General features: G+C 37.6%; 18 protein-coding genes. 3 read left to right on the forward strand and 15 right to left on the reverse strand.

The window, feature by feature from the left end; genetic code table 11:
• Nucleotides 1–227: 227 nt before the first annotated feature.
• The 4 genes from AC2TFD_RS19335 to AC2TFD_RS19350 form a co-directional block, all read right to left on the reverse strand.
• Nucleotides 228–1,103, reverse strand: a complete 876-nt coding sequence (locus tag AC2TFD_RS19335; protein ID WP_335514688.1) for an FAD binding domain-containing protein — start codon at nt 1,101–1,103, stop codon at nt 228–230.
• Nucleotides 1,088–1,564 (reverse strand): (2Fe-2S)-binding protein, encoded by a 477-nt coding sequence (locus tag AC2TFD_RS19340; RefSeq protein WP_335514690.1) that lies wholly within the window; start codon nt 1,562–1,564, stop codon nt 1,088–1,090. The genes AC2TFD_RS19335 and AC2TFD_RS19340 overlap by 16 nt, the downstream gene beginning before the upstream one ends.
• Nucleotides 1,561–3,723 (reverse strand): xanthine dehydrogenase family protein molybdopterin-binding subunit, encoded by a 2,163-nt coding sequence (locus tag AC2TFD_RS19345; RefSeq protein WP_335514699.1) that lies wholly within the window; start codon nt 3,721–3,723, stop codon nt 1,561–1,563. Before AC2TFD_RS19345 ends, AC2TFD_RS19340 begins: the two co-directional genes overlap by 4 nt.
• A 209-nt stretch (nt 3,724–3,932) precedes the next feature.
• Entirely contained in the window at nt 3,933–4,238 is a 306-nt protein-coding gene (locus tag AC2TFD_RS19350; RefSeq protein WP_335567818.1) for a hypothetical protein, read from the reverse strand.
• Nucleotides 4,239–4,512: 274 nt separating this feature from the next.
• On the opposite strand from AC2TFD_RS19350, the gene AC2TFD_RS19355 reads away from it, so the two are divergent.
• Entirely contained in the window at nt 4,513–4,644 is a 132-nt protein-coding gene (locus tag AC2TFD_RS19355) for a YjcZ family sporulation protein (RefSeq protein WP_335567817.1), read from the forward strand.
• A 357-nt stretch (nt 4,645–5,001) separates the two neighbouring features.
• Here AC2TFD_RS19355 and AC2TFD_RS19360 read toward each other — a convergent pair whose 3' ends face one another.
• Together AC2TFD_RS19360 and AC2TFD_RS19365 are read right to left on the reverse strand one after the other, a co-directional pair.
• Nucleotides 5,002–5,406 carry a hypothetical protein gene (locus AC2TFD_RS19360; protein WP_335513418.1) on the reverse strand — a complete coding sequence of 135 codons (405 nt, stop codon included), beginning with the start codon at nt 5,404–5,406 and terminating at the stop codon, nt 5,002–5,004.
• A gap of 92 nt (nt 5,407–5,498) precedes the next feature.
• Complete coding sequence (locus tag AC2TFD_RS19365; protein WP_335513420.1) at nt 5,499–6,098, reverse strand: nucleotidyltransferase family protein; 600 nt, start codon at nt 6,096–6,098, stop codon at nt 5,499–5,501.
• Between the two features lie 279 nt (nt 6,099–6,377).
• Here AC2TFD_RS19365 and katG point away from each other — a divergent pair, with 279 nt between their 5' ends.
• On the forward strand, nt 6,378–8,594 hold the full coding sequence (katG, locus tag AC2TFD_RS19370) for a catalase/peroxidase HPI (RefSeq protein WP_335513422.1): 2,217 nt from the start codon (nt 6,378–6,380) through the stop codon (nt 8,592–8,594).
• Between the two features lie 55 nt (nt 8,595–8,649).
• Here the strand turns inward: katG and AC2TFD_RS19375 are convergent, their stop codons facing one another.
• The 6 genes from AC2TFD_RS19375 to AC2TFD_RS19400 all read right to left on the reverse strand — a co-directional run bounded on the left by AC2TFD_RS19375 (nt 8,650) and on the right by AC2TFD_RS19400 (nt 15,582).
• Nucleotides 8,650–9,414 carry a response regulator transcription factor gene (locus tag AC2TFD_RS19375; protein ID WP_335513423.1) on the reverse strand — a complete coding sequence of 255 codons (765 nt, stop codon included), beginning with the start codon at nt 9,412–9,414 and terminating at the stop codon, nt 8,650–8,652.
• Nucleotides 9,402–11,216 carry a cache domain-containing sensor histidine kinase gene (locus AC2TFD_RS19380; protein ID WP_335567815.1) on the reverse strand — a complete coding sequence of 605 codons (1,815 nt, stop codon included), beginning with the start codon at nt 11,214–11,216 and terminating at the stop codon, nt 9,402–9,404. The genes AC2TFD_RS19375 and AC2TFD_RS19380 overlap by 13 nt, the downstream gene beginning before the upstream one ends.
• 89 nt (nt 11,217–11,305) lie before the next feature.
• Nucleotides 11,306–12,628, reverse strand: a complete 1,323-nt coding sequence (locus tag AC2TFD_RS19385) for an ABC transporter substrate-binding protein (protein WP_335519241.1) — start codon at nt 12,626–12,628, stop codon at nt 11,306–11,308.
• A 72-nt stretch (nt 12,629–12,700) separates the two neighbouring features.
• On the reverse strand, nt 12,701–13,534 hold the full coding sequence (locus tag AC2TFD_RS19390) for a carbohydrate ABC transporter permease (RefSeq protein ID WP_335567814.1): 834 nt from the start codon (nt 13,532–13,534) through the stop codon (nt 12,701–12,703).
• Between the two features lie 18 nt (nt 13,535–13,552).
• The gene (locus AC2TFD_RS19395) at nt 13,553–14,515 is read right to left on the reverse strand and encodes a carbohydrate ABC transporter permease (protein ID WP_335519246.1); all 963 of its coding nucleotides are present in this window, start codon (nt 14,513–14,515) and stop codon (nt 13,553–13,555) included.
• A 278-nt stretch (nt 14,516–14,793) separates the two neighbouring features.
• Nucleotides 14,794–15,582, reverse strand: a complete 789-nt coding sequence (locus AC2TFD_RS19400; RefSeq protein ID WP_335519248.1) for a 2-keto-4-pentenoate hydratase — start codon at nt 15,580–15,582, stop codon at nt 14,794–14,796.
• Nucleotides 15,583–15,939: 357 nt separating this feature from the next.
• Here AC2TFD_RS19400 and AC2TFD_RS19405 point away from each other — a divergent pair, with 357 nt between their 5' ends.
• On the forward strand, nt 15,940–16,584 hold the full coding sequence (locus tag AC2TFD_RS19405) for a YesL family protein (RefSeq protein WP_335567811.1): 645 nt from the start codon (nt 15,940–15,942) through the stop codon (nt 16,582–16,584).
• A gap of 68 nt (nt 16,585–16,652) precedes the next feature.
• Here the strand turns inward: AC2TFD_RS19405 and AC2TFD_RS19410 are convergent, their stop codons facing one another.
• From AC2TFD_RS19410 to AC2TFD_RS19420, 3 genes are all read right to left on the reverse strand, one after another.
• Complete coding sequence (locus AC2TFD_RS19410; RefSeq protein WP_335517249.1) at nt 16,653–16,955, reverse strand: YerC/YecD family TrpR-related protein; 303 nt, start codon at nt 16,953–16,955, stop codon at nt 16,653–16,655.
• Nucleotides 16,956–17,088: 133 nt separating this feature from the next.
• Nucleotides 17,089–18,420 (reverse strand): CitMHS family transporter, encoded by a 1,332-nt coding sequence (locus tag AC2TFD_RS19415; RefSeq protein ID WP_335517252.1) that lies wholly within the window; start codon nt 18,418–18,420, stop codon nt 17,089–17,091.
• Nucleotides 18,421–18,508: 88 nt separating this feature from the next.
• Nucleotides 18,509–19,669: a CaiB/BaiF CoA transferase family protein gene (locus tag AC2TFD_RS19420; RefSeq protein ID WP_335517255.1), complete on the reverse strand. Its 1,161-nt coding sequence runs from the start codon at nt 19,667–19,669 to the stop codon at nt 18,509–18,511.
• Between the last annotated feature and the right edge of the window lies 1 nt (nt 19,670).

The following is a 19,670-nucleotide window of genomic DNA, read 5'->3' on the forward strand; positions in this document are numbered from 1 at the left end:
TTTTGATTTTTCCATAGAATTCCTTGTGAAGGACCAATCTCGTTGGGATTTCTTATGATTAGTCCTTCATCCCCCTCATGAAGGACAAATCTCACTGGGAACTCTTATGTTTTGTCCTTCATCCCCCTCATGAAGGACAAATCTCACTGTAATCTTTTCTGATTTGTCCTTCATCGAATTATTAAACCGCTTCCCAAGGAATCAGCAACGAAAATTAACATAGCTTTTTACCATTCGTTCGGTGGGTATTGCTTTCTACTAAGAAAATAACGTAAAAGATTTAAGGCGACTGTTTTTCTATATACGGCTGTGGAGCGCTGATCGTCGATTGGTTTGATGATTTTATCGAAAGCTGCCACCACCTGAGCGATGTCAGCATCCACTAACGGGATGGTCTTCCCAAGCAGTTTCTTCTCTATATCAACGGACCGAACCATCGTAGGTCCAACCGCCCCAAAGGCAAAGCGAACATCCTCAATGACAGCGCCATTTGCCCGAATATAACCTGCAAACCCCACTTTGGCAATGGCATCTGCGTTGCGGTTGCCCACTTTCTCAAAAACCACATTAGCCCCTTCTTCTAATACGGAGGGCAAAATAATTTCGACTAAAATCTCATTAGAACTCCGTTGAATCCTTCTCACACCTTGAATAAAATCACTAATGGAAACCACACGTTCACCAGTAACAGACCGCAGTAAAAGTTTTGCGTTATATAAATATAAAAGTGGCAGTGTGTCACCCGCGGGGGAAGCGTTGCAAATATTGCCACCCAATGTCCCTCTGTTTCGAATCGCCGGTGCCGCAATAGCTTTGATTGCGTCCTTTAAGGCATTAGGAATTAACGGGTTTTCTAGTAATTCACTATAGGTGCAGCATGCGCCAATATAGACATCCTTATCTCTTTTGTACACCCGCTTTAGCTCAGAAAGATGATCAATAAAAACGACCGGTTTCGTAATTTTCGGAGGCACTCCCCTGCGACTTTTGTGAAGGACCATGACATCGGTTCCTCCAGCCATAATCAAACAGTTTTCTTTACTCAATTGGCTCAAGGTTTCATCTAACCTTTCGAATCGGTACGCGATTATTTTTTCTGCCATAAGCCGTCCCCTTTTTTCGCTGCCAGATTAATCGCATCAACAATCATGTTGTAGCCCGTACAACGGCACAGGTTCCCAGAAATCCCTTCACGAATTTCAGCTTCTGAAGGATGCGGATTTTTGAATAAAAGGGCGGCACTTGCCATCACCATCCCAGGAATACAGTATCCGCATTGCACTCCACCGGCATGGGAATAGCTCTCATCTAAAATCTTAAATTGCTCACTTTCCATGATCCCTTCGATCGTAACAATTTCGGCGCCATCAATTGCGCCAATCGGAATCAGACAGCTGTTTTGCAGAAGGTTATTCACAAACACGCTGCAGGCTCCGCATTCTCCTTCCCCGCAGCCTTCCTTTGTTCCAATTAACTGATACTCATCTCGAATTAAATCTAGTAATCTTGTTGTAGGCGGAGCGCCCGTTACTATCGTTCTTCCATTAAGAGTAAATGTAATCAACCTTCTTCACCTTCCTCCATCCAAAGACGTTCAATTATGACTTCAGGTGTAATTGGAATTTGCTGAAAAGAAGTTTGCAGGGCATCCTCTATTGCACCTTGGACAGCTGGTGCGCCGCCAATTAATGTCAACTCACCTGCACCCTTGGCGCCGTATGGTCCGTCTGCATAGGGGTTATCAAAAACCTTGCTTTCAATTGGAACAACATCCAATGAAGTCGGAGGACCGTAATCGGATATGCTTTTTTGTTGGATTCTTCCTTGTTTTGACGTCATTTTTTCTAAATAGCCGTAAGCCAATCCTTGAGCTAAACCACCGTCTATTTGCCCTTTCATCACTCTGTGATCGATGACCTTTCCTACTTCATAATTGGCGTATACTTTTTCCAACTTTACATTTCCGGTCAACGTATCTACTTCTACTTCCACGATATTTACACCCCATGAATAGGCAGGGTATGCATCCCCCGTAAAAGTTTTCTCATTCCAAGGAATCATTTCGCGATGAACATAGTCCTCTACCACTTCCTGTTCTACCCCTGATTGCCACTGAGCCTTCAGTTTTTTTGCAGCACGTTCAAGTAATTTACCAACAATCATCGTCGTCCTGGATGCTACGGTCGGACCAGAGTCGGGAACTTCTTTTGTATCGGGAGCTGGGTAAAGGACATTTTCAAATGGAAGGTCTAATTCTTTGGCAACAATTTTACAAAGCGTGGTGTAAATGCCTTGTCCCATATCAGAATTTGATATTTTTAGAGACACCTGGTCGTCCTTTGATTTGACCAACTTTACCTTTGCTTTAATATGGTCTCTCTCCCCGCTGCCTGTAAATCCACAGCCATGGAGAAACAATGATGTTCCCATCCCTTTTTTAAAACGCAGGTTTTGCTGATTGAACGTTTGAAACTCTGTTTTTTTCTTTTTGTAATACGAGGTATTGAGCAAGTCTTCTATCATTTCTTCCATTAAAATTGGATCGCGGAAATTTCCTTTGGTGATGGTGGGGTCTCCTTGTTTGACGAGGTATTTTCGTTTATAGTCAAGTGGATCGATGTTTGCTAGTTTACTAAGATGACCGATATGACTTTCAATTCCAGCAAAGCTTTGCGGCGCACCAAAGCCTCTGAAGGCACCATTTGGAACGGTATTGGTTTTTAAAACATAGCCTTTGGCATGAAAATGTGGAATTTTATAAACACCCGCACTATTTAGTAATGCACGCTGAAGCACTACAGAGCTTAACCCCTCATTCGCTCCTCCATCTAGAAAAAGATCTACACACATGCTTAAAATATTTCCTTCCTCATCAAGGGCGGTTCGGTATTTAAATTTGGCCGGGTGCCTTTTTGTCGTCACCACCATATCTTCTGAACGGTCGAACACGAGCATTATCGATTTTTTGACTGCCTTTGCAGCTATAGCTACGTGACACGCCATCATCGAAGGAAACTCTTCTTTTCCGCCAAAGCCCCCGCCGGTAGGGCTTTGCACCACTCTGACGTCATCGTCACCACACGCTAAAGCATTTATTAAAGCATTTTTTATATAATACAGACACTGCATCGATCCCTGGACGACAATTTCATCATCCTTATAAATCGCGAGCATTCCTTGTGGCTCCAAGTAGACATGCTCCTGATAACCGGTTTCATATTCTTCTTCGATTATTTTGTAGGCTTTCTGCTCAATAGCTGAAATGTCTGCTAAGCTTTCCCCAAATTCATAGCAAGCCATCGTTACACCTGGGTTTAAAATTTGTTTTATCGCTTCGTCTAATGTATAAGTAGCCTCATGTTCTTCGATTTCGACCTTCATTTCATTTAATAACTGGTACAGTATCTCTAGGTCTTTTCCAACGAGCATGAGAATCGGCTCACCAATATAATTGACCCACTTATTGGCAAAAATGGGCTGATCTTCTTTGATAATTTTGACATAGTTCGGTCCAGGTATATGCTCTGCACCAACCGCCTCATATCCTTCCGGAAGGTTTGGTAATTGAATGGATTTGATTTTTCCATAGGCAATAGGCGACCGATAAAGTACGCCATAAACCATGTTTTCTACTTTCACGTCACTAATATAGGGCATCTGTCCAGATACTTTTCCTTTATGATCCTTTCTGGGCACTGAGGTGCTTATGTCTTTAAGATTCATTCCTTCCAACAACACCCTTCGACTCATTTTTTAAAAGCTGACATATAATGAATAGAATCCTCTTCCTACGATTCTATAAATAAGAGTGATGAATTATGAATCATTTCAATCAAGAATTTTTGTAATAAAAAAGCAGTTTGATTCGGTTTGGAAGGCTGAATCGAATCAACTGCGTTAAATGTAATTTTTTTATTATTAATACTCATCATTTACTGTGCTTTGTAATAAATAGGGAACTTTATCGTTTTATTCTTAAAATCAATCTTTGGAGTTAAGTCCTTTGACGTTTTTTTTAATTCAATTACTCCCACATCGGTAATGCTAAAACGAGCTATATATTCATCTTTATTATTAATAATTACGTATTCATCTTTGTTTGTAAATAAAGCAAAATTGAATTGCATTATGAGTTTCCAATTGTGAACTAAATTGTATTTTTCTAAAGGCATGACATGTTCTTCGAACTTTATTTCTTCCTTCGGCTTTTTTTTTTGTTTATTGTCATTCCCCGCCACTGACTTCTTCTCCTCTCTTTTTACTCATTTAAATAAACTATGATTGTTTTTGTATCCGAGTGTGTATGTTTGTACCAAAAATAAAAAGAGTTTATAAATACCCACTGAAAAGGCGTTTGCATGAATTTCAGACGCCTTTTTGTATTTTTAGAAACTGTTTATGCAAATTGCTTATTTTGTCTTAACCCTTATGGTAAATGTCCAAACCATTCTTGTCTTAAGAAATATATATAAAGGGATATTTATTTTCGGATTTCCAAGAGGTGGTGAAGATATGGGATTTGGATACGGTTGTGGCGGTTATGGCTATAGTGGCGGGTATAGTGGCGGCTATAACGGCAGTAGCTTTGTACTAATCGTTGTATTGTTTATTCTGTTGATTATCGTACTGTCTAGTTGGTGTTAGTTCTCAAACTGCCTTTTTTATATAAACTTCTCAATTTAAAAGGAAGGTGAATAAAATGCCACTTTTTGGATTTAACCGAAGAGATCGGTTTTTTCGTAACAACTTTAGAAGAAGACCGTTTTTTCCCTTTGTATTTGTATTTGATATAGAGAGAAGAAGACGTTTTGATGGAAGAAGAAGGCGTAGATTCTATTAACTTTAAAAGTAGGTCCATATTGTCTTTACTTTTTTGGACCACTCAATGATTTGAGTGGTCCTTTCAATACCAATTTTTTCGTTGATAGCAGATTACGATTGTTGTGAACTATAAGGGGCAATTACGTATTAATAAAGTATTCATACTGATTTTTTCTGATATTAGGCATCTTTATCGAATTTGAACTTCTTAATAAATCGATGGATAAAAGGGGTGACTTCTTTAATTATTGGTTTTAATTGTTTAGATGTTGTAACAAACATATCGATTGTTTGCTTAAGCAATTCGACATCAACATTGTTAAAAAGATTTTCTATCTGGTTTTGAATGGATTCTGTTCTGGTTTTATTTTCTTTTCTCCTAAAACCAAGTATCCAATCATCGTTCCGTCGCAATCTGTTATCAAAAGAAGATTGCTCTTTTTTTTCGGACTCGGGCAATTCTTTTGAATGATTATCGCCTTCTTCGTAAGTTTCTCTATGTTTCTTGTTTCCAAACATTAATCTTGAAAACAGGTCAACTTCTCCATTCGATTCCTTTTTCTGTTTATTTACAATCTCCTCCATAACGTCTTCCTTCTTCACTAATCTTTTTGATAAACTATGATTGGTTTTGTTTCAGAGTGTGGGCGTAGGTACAAAAATCAAAACACACAACATTAAAAGCCAAAAATAGCTTTATCATAATAATCAATGGCTTTTTGGTAATCCTCCGGCGTATCCACATCCATGATTACTCCTGGGTCATCTACATCGATGTATTGCTTTTCGAAGCCGTTAAGAACCATTCGTAAATTACTTTCTGGATTGGTTTCGAGAATTTTCTGTTTCACATCGCTAGATAATTTAATGGGGTGGCCCCCTTTACAATGGAAACTGGGAATCCCTACGTGCCCTAGGTGTTCTTTTAGTATCTGAAGTGTTTCTTTTTTAACAACTGGGCAATCTCCAGGTGTGATAAAGAAGGTTGGGGCATTTATCTCGCTCACTCCCTTTTGAATGGAACGAAACATTCCCTGGTTAAAATTTTCATTATAAACAGACTTCATCTGAAAGGAATAAGTTTTTTTTCTGCTGATCCTTGCCAGTTCCTCTTCAATCAGCTCGGCTTGAAACCCGGTTACAACAATGACCCTGCTGCATAATCCTTCGAATTTAGAAATCGTTTGCTCCAACACCGTTATTTGACCTAGCGGCAAGGTCATTTTAAATGCATTCGCACGACTGGAATATCCAGCAGCTAAGACGATTGCTTCCATTTTTTCACCTTCTACCTGAAACTTGTCTTCATATTTTGTCTTTTGTTCACATAACCATTTACTGATGGTCCCTTTATCTACTCTATTGCTGAATAGAATTTGTATACCTCAAGACAGAGTTCACCATGTTGACAAATATATCATTCTCACGAAATGATATTTCTTTCAACATAATTAATAGTTTATTATAATTAAAATTGAGAAGAATTTTCCATTTTTTAGATTACAAGAGGGGAATTTTTCTCCACTTACTTTAACAGATAGGGAGGAGCAAAACGTATGAAAGACAATGGTAACATTGGAAAGTGCCCGTTTCATGGCAGTGCTACAAGTACAAAATCGAGTGGTACGTCAAATCGAAACTGGTGGCCAAACCAGTTGAACTTGAACATTCTCCATCAGCATGACAGAAAATCTAACCCGATGGGAGAAGATTTTGATTATGCAGAAGAATTTAAAAAGTTAGATTACGCTTCTCTAAAACAGGATCTTAGCGATTTAATGACAAACAGCCAAGATTGGTGGCCTGCCGACTATGGACATTATGGCCCTTTCTTTATCCGAATGGCTTGGCATGCATCAGGTACATACCGCACAGGTGATGGCCGCGGTGGAGCTGGAACTGGTAACCAACGTTTTGCCCCTCTTAATAGTTGGCCTGACAATGGCAACCTCGATAAAGCTCGGCGGCTGCTTTGGCCGATTAAGCAAAAGTATGGGAACAAGATCTCTTGGGCTGACTTATTTATTCTAACAGGTAACGTCGCGATTGAATCAATGGGCGGGAAAACATTTGGTTTTGCAGGAGGACGCGCTGATATTTGGCATCCTGAAGAAGACATCTACTGGGGTACTGAAACCGAATGGTTAGGTGATAAGCGTTACACGGGTGATCGAGAGCTTGAGAATCCACTTGCAGCTGTCCAGATGGGTCTAATCTATGTGAACCCAGAAGGGCCAAACGGTACTCCAGATCCGATTGCAAGTGCTCGTGACATACGCGAGACCTTTGCACGTATGGCAATGAACGATGAAGAAACCGTAGCACTAATCGCCGGCGGCCATACTTTTGGTAAGGCACACGGTGCAGGCGATGCTGCACATGTTGGTCCAGAACCAGAAGCAGCTCCAATTGAAGCAATGGGCTTAGGCTGGTTAAGTACCCACGGCAGCGGTAAAGGTCATGATACGATAACCAGCGGTATTGAAGGTGCTTGGACTGCGAACCCAACACAGTGGGATAATGGTTACTTTGATCTATTATTTGGCTATCAATGGTGGCTTACCAAGAGTCCTGCAGGTGCGTATCAGTGGCTTGCTGTAAACCCTGACGAAAAAGACCTTGCCCCTGATGCTGAAGATCCATCTGTTCGTGTTCCGACAATGATGACTACCGCGGACATGGCATTACGTTATGATCCAGAATATGAAAAGATATCACGTCGTTTCCATGAGAATCCAGAGGAGTTTGCTGAAGTATTTGCTCGTGCGTGGTTTAAACTTACACACCGTGACATGGGACCTCGCACAAGATATCTAGGCCCAGAGGTTCCGGAAGAGGAGCTTATTTGGCAGGATCCTGTCCCAGCCGGCAATTATGGATTAACAGATACAGACGTATCCGAACTGAAAGAAATCATCTTAAATTCAGGACTTACCATCAGCGAACTAGTAACTACAGCTTGGGCATCTGCTAGTACTTTCCGTGGTTCAGATATGCGCGGCGGTGCGAATGGTGCCAGAATCCGTCTTGCTCCACAGAAGAATTGGGAAGTGAACCAGCCAGAAATCCTTGAAAAAGTACTTCATGTGCTGGAAGATATACAAAGTAATATAGAGAAGGAAGTTAGTCTTGCCGATTTGATTGTATTAGGCGGCAGTGCAGCGGTAGAAAAGGCTGCACAAAATGCAGGCTTTGATGTAACCGTTCCTTTTGCTCCTGGACGCGGTGATGCAACGCAAGAGCAAACAGATGCAGAAAGTTTTGCCGTACTTGAGCCTATTGCGGATGGGTTCCGCAACTATCAGAAGGAGCAGTATTCTGTCAGTCCAGAAGAGCTCCTAGTAGACAAGGCACAACTCTTAAACTTTACTGCACCAGAAATGACTGCTCTTATTGGCGGTATGCGTGTCTTGGGTACAAACTACCGTGGTACCCGTCACGGGGTATTCACTGATACTGTTGGCGCACTCACGAACGACTTCTTCGTGAACTTACTTGATATGGGAGTAGAGTGGAAGCCTGTAGATGGAAACGTCTATGAAGGACGTGATCGTAAATCAGGTGAAGTAGTACGTACAGCAACAAGAGTGGATCTAGTATTCGGTTCAAACTCGGTTTTACGTGCCCTTGCAGAAGTTTATGCTCAGGACGATAACAAAGAGAAGTTTGTCCGTGATTTTATTGCTGCCTGGGTCAAGGTAATGAATGCAGATCGTTTCGATCTTAATAAAGCTGAACTTAACCTTAATAAAACAAAACAAACAAGTAAGTAAGATTGAAAGAAACCCGCCATCGATTTTTCCGATGGCGGGTTTTCCTTTGTTGGTTTTATACAGATTTCTTATCTTTATACTTATAGGACTTGGGTGACACGTTATAATACTTTTTAAATGTTTTTAAAAAATAGCTTTTACTTTCAAAACCTAGCTCATAAGCAATCTGTTCTACTGACTTTATCGAGTGATCTAGTAAATCTATCGCTTTTTCCATTTTAACTCTTGTCACATATTCAACAAAACCTTCTCCTGTTTCTTTCTTGTACATTCTACTGAAATAACTAGAATTTAAATGTAGATGGGCAGCTACTTCTGTCAAAGTAATCTTTTCGCCAATATGGGTTTGTACATACTTTTGCGCTTTTAATACATCCTCATTTTTATTCGTCATCTCTAAAAATTTGGTTACTTTTAAGTGCTGGTTACTTGTATAACGTTCTTGGTCCAACTTAGTCTTTAATCTTTCAAGTAAAGCCATGATAGTTGTTTCTTCCATTGATTCTTTTAAAATATAATCATAAGCTTCTAATTTTATAGCTTGTTGTGCAAAGGAAAACTCATCATGGCAAGAAAGGATCACATTATATGAGGTGATATTTGATTTTCTCAATTGGTCAATTAATTCAATGCCATTTAGTTTTGGCATACCAATATCGGTAATCAATACATCATAAGGGTTTTCTTGCATAAATGTTAAAGCCTCATTACTATCTTGAAAGCTTGCGACTACTTGGAAGTCATAGTCCTGCCATGGAATAACTTTCTTCAAAAATTCAATCACGATCACATCATCATCCACCAAAACTACTTCATACATCCTAACCACCTCTTATTGACCGGAATTTGAAACGTTAACGTTGTTCCTTCACCTTCAATACTGTCTATGCTCAATAGAAATGCTTCTCCATAAATCAATTTCATTCTCTGGTAGACATTTTGTACCCCTATCCCGTTAAACGATTTACTACTTTTTACAGTATCATGACGATTTGGTTGAAAAATTTTCTTTCGCAATCCTTCCAGTGTGAGCTTATCCATACCTTTACCATTGTCTGAAATAATTAGCTCCAGATAAGTATTTATTTGTTCACTTGCGATGATTTTAATCGTTTCCTTTTTATTATTATTACCATGAATGATTGCGTTTTCAATAATAGGTTGCAAGAAAAATCTTGGTACTTGAAAGCTAGAGGCTGCTTCGTTCACATCGATTTCTAATTCGACATTATGTTGGTGCCGAAAATTCATCAAATCTACATAGTGCTTCACAATCATTAACTCTTCTTCTAAGGGAATAAAAGCATTGTTACGATTAATCGTCATTCTTAGAAGTGCTGATAAAGAATAAATGAGAGAAGCACTGCCAGTATTACCCTCCATTTTTATTTTCAAGCGAATTGCATTTAATACGTTAAATAAAAAATGTGGGTTAATTTGTGCTTGAAGCATTTCTAATTCAGCATTTCTTTTTGCTTCTTCTTGAATTTTAATTTGTTCAATCATGTCCTCAATAGTATCCAACATATGGTTAAAGGAATGGCCTAACTGAGCGACGTCATTATTTCCGGACAGATGGATCCTAGCTGTTAAGTCCCCCTGTTTAATTGCTTTTGTTACGTGGTGTAATCTTGTGATCGGTTTCGTAAATTCACGCACAAGCATGATTAATCCAAGTAAGAATAAAGCTAAAAAAACACCTTGAATTAAAATCGTTGTTCTCGTTACCCTATTAATAGACCCAATTGTATCATTATATGGCACAAGACTGACCAACCTCCAATTCGAATAAGACACTGGATAGGAAACCAATAAATGCTTGTCATCCTGGTAGTCAACAATTTGATAATCAGCATTCATTACATCATAGGGTAATATCGTTCCTACTTCATCTGTATTCAAACTAGAATAGATTTCTCCTGACTTGTTTGTCAAATAAAATTTAGCTCTCTTTTCACTTTGAATTTGACTAAAAAGCTTCTTAATCTCATTTTCTTTTAAACTAATTATTAAATAAGAATTGAAGGAACTCGCTCTTTGAATTCTTCTTCCAATGGTAATCAGATATGGGTATGTATCTCTTTCAGAATTAATATAAGTGGGATGTGCGCCTAGCCAATATGTTTGATAAAAACTTAAGTGATCTAATTTTTCAAACCATGGTTCTTCTTTGAAGTTCAATGGATTAAAATCTATTTGAGAATAATTGGTGTAATATAAGTTATCATTAAACAAGATGGTAATATACAGAGGCATTAATAAATCAGTAATCCCAGACAATTCATTCGATATTTTACTATAATTAAGAGCCACTTCTTGTTTTACACTGGGTGAATCTGCATCAATTAACTTATGCGATTTTAGTAGCTGATTCATTTTTGTATCAAATTGAATAAAATTTGAGGTATACATTATATCATCTAACATATTCTTTATACCTAATTCAATCATTCTTAAATCATCTTCTGATTGTGTTGCTGCACGTTGTTCCAATACATCTTTTGTAAAATAGTTCGAAACGATATAGGTCCCAATCCATGGTAATAATATACAAAGAATGATTGAAATGATTAACCTCGTTCTAAGGGACATTTGCTTAATATGTTTCCAAAATACCTTCATTGATGTTCACCGCTTTCAATAGGTAAAAAGCACAAAAAATAGAGAGAAAACATTTCTGTTTTCTCTCTATTATATCATGAATATTCTAATTATTTATTCGCATCTACAACCGCTTGTATTTTTTCTTTGATGTTTTTCATCGTCTTATCAAGATCCTGTTCACCAAGGAGATATAATTCTACCTCTGCCCCAAATTCAGTATAAACTTCATTAATATATGGAGCTGGTGCAATGACTTCACTTGCCACTACCGAGGTAAGTGCATTCTTCAATGATTCCATATGGATTGCATCAGGCTTTTTGGTTCCATTCACCACTGTTTCCAACGCTTTGTCCATATCTGCTTCCTTCCATGACGGTACCCAGTTTCCTTGTTCTACAATACCTTCTGTTGTCAACCAACGCATGAAATCATAGGCCTCTTGCTTGTGTTTTGAGCTTTTTGCAATAGAGATTAAATCCCCGCCCATCACTGCAACTGCTTTATCACTTTCCTTATTTTTTGGCCATGGTGCCCAAGCGATTTCGAATTCTGGTGTAAATTGACCCCATTCATTAATCATAAAGCTGCCGGCAGGCACCATTGATGCGGATTGACTAAAGAATTGCTGACGATAATCCATTTTTTGCGATAATATTTCAGTAAATGGAACAGATGATTTATCTACATTTTCTAATTGATTTCGTAATTCAAGAGAAGCGCGTACCATAGGGTCATTAGCATTAGAGCTGCCATCTTCTTTTAAAATCAAATTATCTTCTGCTTTACTCATTACTTTTAAAACAGAATGGAAGTTATGCCATGAGTGTAAATAAGAACCATAGTGACCATCTGCTGTTAGTTTTTTAGCGTATTCTGTATATTCATCCCATGTCCACTCAGTTGGAATCTCTAAGCCAGCCTTATCAAGATGTGCTTTATTTAGCATAATAAGCATCGTGATATTTTTCATCGGCAAGCCATAGTACTCACCATTAAATTTCGGATAGCTATTATTGTATTCTTTATTAATATCCATACCTTCTTCTTTAGCAAATTCAGTAATTGGTTCAACCAGTCCTGCATCCACTCGTTTTGCTAGTTCTTGAGAACTGTTGAACAAAATTAGATCCATTTCATCACCAGCGGATGCCATTAAATCTAACTGTTTGAAATAATCCAAAGAGTTCATGTTTTCTACAAGTGGGATAGATTCCACTTTAACACCTGGATGCGCTGCTTCATATTTTGCAATGACACTTTCCCATTTTCCAACATCCTCATTGATCCAGTGGACAAATTTCAGCGTAACTTCTTCATCCTTTTTATCCGATTTTGAATCATCTGACGAAGCTTTATCGTTTCCGGAACATGCAGCTAACATAAATATTGCCAAAAGTCCGACTAGAAACAATGAACCCCATTTTTTCATGATAATTTCCCCCTTATTTTTAGTTTATATATCAACTCTCCCTATATAAAATTAAGAGAGTTCATACCATTTTTATCCCTTCACTCCTCCAAGCTGTATACCTTCAATAACGTTTTTCTGTCCGATAATGAAGATAATCAGTAAAGGTAAAATGGCGGAAACCGATGCGGCCATCATCAATGAGTAAACGCTGCCATGTTGATCTCCAAAACTTTGTACACCCAGCTGAATGGTAAATAATTCTTTTGATCGCAGGAAGATTAATGGATTTTGGAAGTCATTCCAGGTCCAAATAAAACGTAAAATGGCATAAGTTGCTATCGCAGGTCTTACTAATGGTAAGCAAATTGAAGTAAAAATTCTAAAATGACCTGCTCCATCCATTCTCGCTGACTCAATTATTTCATTGCTAATTCCTAAGTAGAATTGGCGCAGCATAAAAGTACCAAATACACTGAAACTATTTAATAGAATAAGACCAGTGTGAGTATCATAAAGTCCTAGCCATCTATACAATAGAAATTGTGTAACTAACAATGTTTGCGGTGGAATCATGAAAGTTGCCAGTACGATTAAAAAGATGAAGTCTCTCCCTTTAAAATTAATTTTGGCAAATCCATAAGCTGCCAAACAGGATATCGTACATGAAACCAATGTGGTTAAAACTGTTACCTTGATAGAATTCCAATATAAAAGAAGGAATGGCATTGAGCCTGTCCAAACCTCTTTATAATTTTCAACAGCATTCCATTTTTCAGGAATCCATTGAATCGGAAACGTTAATACTTCTTCTTCAACTTTAAAAGAAGCAGATATCATCCATAAAAATGGCATTAGAAAAGCAATTCCTATTAAAACCATAATGAGTGTCACGATCAATTTTCTTATATCCAATTTTGCTGCCATCTGTCCTGCTCCTTTCTATTAATAATTCACCCATTTTTTCTGACCAATAAATTGAATATAGGTAATGATCAAGATAATCACAAACATCACCAATGAAATAGCAGAAGCATAGCCTGTTCTTAATTCAATAAATGCCTGCTGATACAAATAAACAACTGGTGTTATCGTCGAATTTGCTGGCCCGCCATTTGTTAACACGATGATTAAATCAAATACTTTAAAGCTTGAAATTACACCGGTAACGAACAATAGGAAAGTTGTAGGTGAAACTAATGGAATCGTAATCTTTAAAAATTGAGACCAAGCAGAAGCACCATCCATTTGTGCTGCTTCATATAATTCCTTTGGAATGTTCTGCAAACCAGCCAAGTAAATGATTAAATTAAACCCAATACCTGTCCAAATCATAATTAACATAACGGATGGTAATGCAAAGCTAACGTCTGCAATCCAACCCGGCGGGTTATCAATCCCAAGCGACAACAGTAATTGGTTAATAGGACCTTTCGTTGGATGAAATAGCACTTGAAAGACAACCGCAACTGCAACAATACTCGAAATGAATGGCATAAAATAAATCACCTTAAACAAATCTTTCAAATAAACATATTTATTAATGATCACAGCTAATCCAAGTGATAAAATCAACGTAATCGGTATTGCTAAAATTAAGAGAATATTATTTACTAATCCTTTAAGGAATAATGCATTGGTAAGTAATTTTGTGAAATTTGCAAACCCTACAAATTTAGCATTTTCATAGCCAGCTACAAAATTCCAATCTGTAAAACTTAAAACAAACGAAGCGAGAATCGGAAATAATACTAATATAGAAGTCCCAATAAACATTGGTGCGATAAATGCATAACCTGCTAGATTTTCCTTCCAGCCACTAAAGGGAGTTCTATTTTTTGTTTTTTTGCTCACTTTACTTTTTGCTGTATGTACCACATTTGTTTCGACCTTTACTTCGCTACTCACTATAGTCACCCCTTCTTCTGTATTGTAGTTTAAGTATAGTTTTTGGAATCGCTTTCAACAATGTTCAAATTTTACATTATTGAGAAAATTTTTACTACTTTTGTCATGTTTTTCATTTCACATTAAAGTTAGTTTGAATTTATAAGTAGCAATTCATCTCCAAAAAATAAAAACACACATAAACGTTGAATTACAACATTTGTGTGTGTTTTTAACAAAAAGCTTCATGCATTTTCCAATTTATCTTCTCAATAAATTGATTTAATGATGCTTAACGTTTACTCTCCAACAAAAAAAGTTACTTCACCTAATCCTTCAAAACTACCTGAAACATGATCTCCGATTTCCAACATTACAGCACTTGTTAGAGCACCAGATAAAATAATTTCCCCTTTTTTAATTGTATCTCCTTTTCTTGCAAGCATATTCGCTAGCTCAGCAATTGCATTGGCTGGGTGCCCTAAAACAGCAGCTCCTGTGCCATGTTCTTTTATTTGACCATTGACCGATAAAGTGGCTCCTACTAATTCTAGGTCAAAATCATTTGGTTTACTACGTGTATCCCCAAAAACTACTCTAGAAGTAGAAGCATTATCTGCAACCACATCCGGAAGTGTAAAGTTAAAATTTTCGTAACGGCTATCAATAATTTCAAGAGCAGGCAAAACATATTGTGTTTTAGCTAATACCTGGTCAGCCGTAATTCCAGGTCCCTCGATATCTTCACCGATTAAAAACGCAATTTCTGCTTCCACTTTTGGATGGATTAAATCTGAAAAACGCAGTACACCTCCATCATCGATAAGCATATAATCGAATACATAACCGTAAATGGGCTCAGATACACCCATTTGATCCCATTTTGCCTTGCTTGTTAAACCCATTTTCGGCCCTATTATTTTGTGCCCCTCATTTAATTTTGTTTGAACAAGCAAATTCTGTACTTGATACGCTTCCTCAACTGTTAGATCAGGTTTGATTACCTTTGTTACCTTTACCACTTCACGTTTTTCTACTTCCGCTGCAACCAAGTAATCAGCAATTTTTTTATAAATTTCAACAGCCATCTCTTTTTCCTCCTTTGAAGCGAATCAACAATCGATCGTCAAATACTAGCCGTAACGGCTTTATGTACCAAAACTGTAAGGATCCACGCCATTTATTTAAGGTGTGGATCCGATAACGTTAACTATATTATAACTATATTTTCTATTTTTTCTCACTTTTCAACTCGTCACCAACAGAAAAGTGGTTGGAAAACTTTTACTACTCTCGTCATATTTTACTTTCACATGACAGTTGCTTGATATTCCTAGTATTTTCAGCTTTATTTTTACTTCTTAGATAAAATTTTTACCTCCTTTTAAAAAGGAAAACACTTGCACGCTAAGCATGATATATTTATTAATAAGGAGGGAGCACACATGCAATTAGGTTCATTTTCAAATGCAGTTTATACCTTTTGTGATTGGGTCGCAAGACTAGCTTATATTAATCTATTATGGATTCTTTTTACGCTAAGCGGCTTCGTGCTGTTTGGATTTTTCCCAGCTACAGTAGCGATGTTGGCAACCTTAAGACAGTTTATTAGAAAAAACCATCCACCTGTATTCCAAACGTTTTGGCACTATTATAAAAAGGAATTTTTCAACAGTAATAAATTAGGTTTATTGATTGTAATTATCGGTTTTATTTTATATCTGAATATCAACTTTTTACAATCAACACCTAATGAGATATCATCGTTTCTATTTTATTCTAGCATTATTATGAGTTGTATTTACTTTCTAATCATTTGCTATACACTGGCTTCCTATGTTGAATTTGATCAGCCATTGGGAACTCATATAAAAAATGCCCTACTTATTACCATCTCTAATCCGCTGCCAAGTCTATATATTATTTTTGGATTTGCTGCCGTATATTTCGCTGTTACCTATTTATCTGGAGTAGGGTTCTTTTTCAGTATAAGTATTTTAGGTCTGGTGATTCTTTCCTCTGCAAATCTGGCATATAGGAAAATAGCAAAAAAACAAGGACAATTTAGTAATCAAGTTGAAGGCACTTGAACATAGAAAATACTCCCCTTTGGCCGCCAGATATTTTTAAGAAACCTGTGCTCCTAAAGGGGAATATTTCATTTAACGGCATTCATTTCTATGTGTTCTAAAACAGTTTGATAACCATTATTTCCATAATCTAATAGTTTCTTAACTCTTGTAATTGTAGAAGATGAGGCATTCGTTTCTATTTGAATATCCATATATGTATTGCCTTCTTTTAGTAATCTTGCAACTTCAAGCCTTTGAACAAAAGACTTTATCTCATTCATGGTACACAAATCATCCAAAAATGCCGCGCACTCTTCCCGTGTTTGTAACGAAAGGATTGCTTTAAATAACTGTTCAATGGGTTCCTGGGGTAATTTTTTTATATACATGTAACTTCCTCCACTGAATATCGTTAATGACTATTCTCATTTTTTTAATAGAAGGGAGAATCATCCCGAAGGACGTTCATCCCCCGCTTCCAGCATTGGTACTAAAATATCTTGTCTGTCACTCGATTTCACATCACCATAACGCGATGATTCCAGTAAACACACCAACGATAATATAGATAAGCATAATGCCTAAAGACCATTTTGCTGCGTGCTTATGGAGGTCACCTAAATTAATCCCTGTTATGTTAATGAGTAAATAAACAGACGCTACAAGCGGGCCCATAATACCAAATGGAGTCCCATATAATGAAGCGGTTCCAATTTTTAAAGAACCAATGCCGTAATTAGATGCTGTTTCTGCAAGTATTGGGAGAATTCCAAAGTAAAACCCATCTGCACCAATTAAGAAAAGGGCAGGACCACTAACAATAGCAGTAAATAATGCCATATAAGCACCTAGTCCATCAGGGATAATAGATACCAACGACTGTGCCATAGATTCTGAAATAGGAGTTCCTTTAAAAATTCCAGAAAAAATACCTGCGGCTAGAACGACAGCTACCACGGCTAATGCATTAGGGGCATGTGCTGCCATTCGTTCGCGCTGATTTTGTAAAGCCGGATAATTAATAAGTAAAGCTAGAGCCGTACCTACAATAAAAACAATTGCTGAAGGAAGCCATTCTAGTACAATGGCAACCATAATGATGCTTGAGAGAAAAAGATTAAACCAAATTAATTTAGGACGTTTAACATTTTGATTTTCAGGAGAAATATTTTCTATTACAGCGCTTTCAATTGCAGCATCGACAATTCCCTCAGACATAGAAATGGCTTCACTACTTGTCTTTCTATATCTTGCACGTTCCTTCAACCCAATAAAATAAGCTACAGCAATAACAAATAGTAAACTTACAATCATCCCTGGTAACATTTCCAGATATAATTGATTAGGCTCAAGATTTAGAACACTTGCTACCCTACCGGCAGGACCTCCCCATGGAACGAGTGTAGTAATCCCAATTTGCATGATGGTTATGGAAGCTAAAATAATCGGACTGATTCCAAGTTTTTTATATAATGGAAGAAAAGCAGTTACAACTATCATCATCGTTGTCGATCCATCACCATCAAATCCAATGATTCCTGCTAACACAGCCGTTCCCACAATGATTTTTAATGGATCCCCTTTCGCTAACTGAATGATCTTGGAAGTTAATGGATCAAACAATCCAGTGTCTAACATGATTCCAAAATACAAAATGGCAAATAACAAAAGAATAGCAGTAGGTGCAACTTTCTGAATACCTTCCATCATCAACACGCCTAGTTCCGGCCCAAATCCTCCAATTACGCCATAAATAATTGGTATAACGGTTAAACCTAAAAACGGAGATACACGCTTTGTCAAAATCAAAAATAAAAAGGTAAAAATCATCAAAAACCCCAAAATAGACAACAATACTTTTTCCTCCCCAATGTTCGATTTGTTTGCACTATCATTGGTGACTGGAATTTTAACTGCACTATAATCCTTTTAAAATACTAGATTATTTTTGCTTACAAAGAGTCTTACCTATGATTTCTTCGTTATGTTGTCCGAGTTCAGGTCCAATCCATTCGATACTTCCAGGAGTTTCCGATAATTTTGGGACAATACCAGGAACTAGTACCTCTTCCCCATCTGGCAAGGTAACCGTTTGAAGCATATCTCGCGCCTGGAACTGTTCATCATTCACAATATCTTCAATACTATAAATTGGTCCTGCTGGTACTCCAGCCTCATCAAGGATTCTTTTTACTTCTTTTTGCGTATGAAGTTTTGTCCACTCCTCAATCATTTGATCCAATTGTTCAGCTTGTTTAGCCCTTCCCTGATTATTAGAGAGATTCGGATCCTCTGCCAGGTCCTTTCGACCAATGCCCTCCATAAATCGCTTGAAAATACCATCGCTATTTGCGGCAATGACAATATATTTACCATCAGCACAAAGGTACGTATTAGATGGAGCTATCCCTTCTAATGTAGCGCCTGTTCTCTCTCTTACAATTCCTTTCAAATCATATTCCGGTAGAACCCCCTCAAGCAAAGAGAATACCGCTTCAGTAAGAGCAACATCGACATATTGCCCCCTTTTCAATGGATCCATATCTCTTGCTCTTAACGCCATTAACGTTCCATTTACTGCATAAAGACCTGCTATCGAATCCCCAATAGCCAATCCAACACGAACTGGCGGACGATCAGGAAACCCGGTTAAATATCGAAGACCTCCCATTGACTCAGCAACACTTCCGAAACCCACTTTGTCACGATAAGGACCGGTTTGACCATAACCAGAAATCCGGGTCATAATTATACTTGGATTGATTTTCTTTAAATCTTCATACCCAATTCCCCACTTTTCTAATGTTCCAGGTCGAAAATTTTCAATTACTACATCAGCGTCTTTTGCTAATTCACGCACCATTTCCTGTCCTTCTGCTTCACGAAGATTAAGGGTAATCGATTTTTTATTTCTTGCGTGAACATACCACCATAGAGAGGTTCCCTTATGCATGACTCGCCAATTCCTGATTGAATCACCACTTTTTGGATCCTCAACTTTTATCACTTCGGCACCAAATTCACCAAAAATCTTTCCAGCAAAGGGTGCTGCCACAAAGTTTCCTAATTCTAGAACTTTTATTCCGTCTAATGGTTTTCTCATG

This window comes from Neobacillus sp. plas4, from assembly GCF_057221695.1.

Excerpts from the sequence above, each read along its gene's own strand:
- AC2TFD_RS19405 (WP_335567811.1), top strand. The coding sequence starts at position 15,940 with ATGCAATTAGGTTCATTTTCAAATGCAGTTTATACCTTTTGTGATTGG.
- AC2TFD_RS19420 (WP_335517255.1), bottom strand. The coding sequence starts at position 19,669 with ATGAGAAAACCATTAGACGGAATAAAAGTTCTAGAATTAGGAAACTTT.
- AC2TFD_RS19335 (WP_335514688.1), bottom strand. The coding sequence starts at position 1,103 with ATGGCAGAAAAAATAATCGCGTACCGATTCGAAAGGTTAGATGAAACC.
- AC2TFD_RS19390 (WP_335567814.1), bottom strand. The coding sequence starts at position 13,534 with ATGGCAGCAAAATTGGATATAAGAAAATTGATCGTGACACTCATTATG.
- AC2TFD_RS19400 (WP_335519248.1), bottom strand. The coding sequence starts at position 15,582 with ATGGCTGTTGAAATTTATAAAAAAATTGCTGATTACTTGGTTGCAGCG.
- AC2TFD_RS19410 (WP_335517249.1), bottom strand. The coding sequence starts at position 16,955 with ATGTATATAAAAAAATTACCCCAGGAACCCATTGAACAGTTATTTAAA.
- AC2TFD_RS19355 (WP_335567817.1), top strand. The coding sequence starts at position 4,513 with ATGGGATTTGGATACGGTTGTGGCGGTTATGGCTATAGTGGCGGGTAT.
- AC2TFD_RS19385 (WP_335519241.1), bottom strand. The coding sequence starts at position 12,628 with ATGAAAAAATGGGGTTCATTGTTTCTAGTCGGACTTTTGGCAATATTT.
- AC2TFD_RS19380 (WP_335567815.1), bottom strand. The coding sequence starts at position 11,216 with ATGAAGGTATTTTGGAAACATATTAAGCAAATGTCCCTTAGAACGAGG.
- AC2TFD_RS19375 (WP_335513423.1), bottom strand. The coding sequence starts at position 9,414 with ATGTATGAAGTAGTTTTGGTGGATGATGATGTGATCGTGATTGAATTT.
- AC2TFD_RS19360 (WP_335513418.1), bottom strand. The coding sequence starts at position 5,406 with ATGGAGGAGATTGTAAATAAACAGAAAAAGGAATCGAATGGAGAAGTT.
- AC2TFD_RS19345 (WP_335514699.1), bottom strand. The coding sequence starts at position 3,723 with ATGAATCTTAAAGACATAAGCACCTCAGTGCCCAGAAAGGATCATAAA.
- AC2TFD_RS19365 (WP_335513420.1), bottom strand. The coding sequence starts at position 6,098 with ATGGAAGCAATCGTCTTAGCTGCTGGATATTCCAGTCGTGCGAATGCA.
- katG (WP_335513422.1), top strand. The coding sequence starts at position 6,378 with ATGAAAGACAATGGTAACATTGGAAAGTGCCCGTTTCATGGCAGTGCT.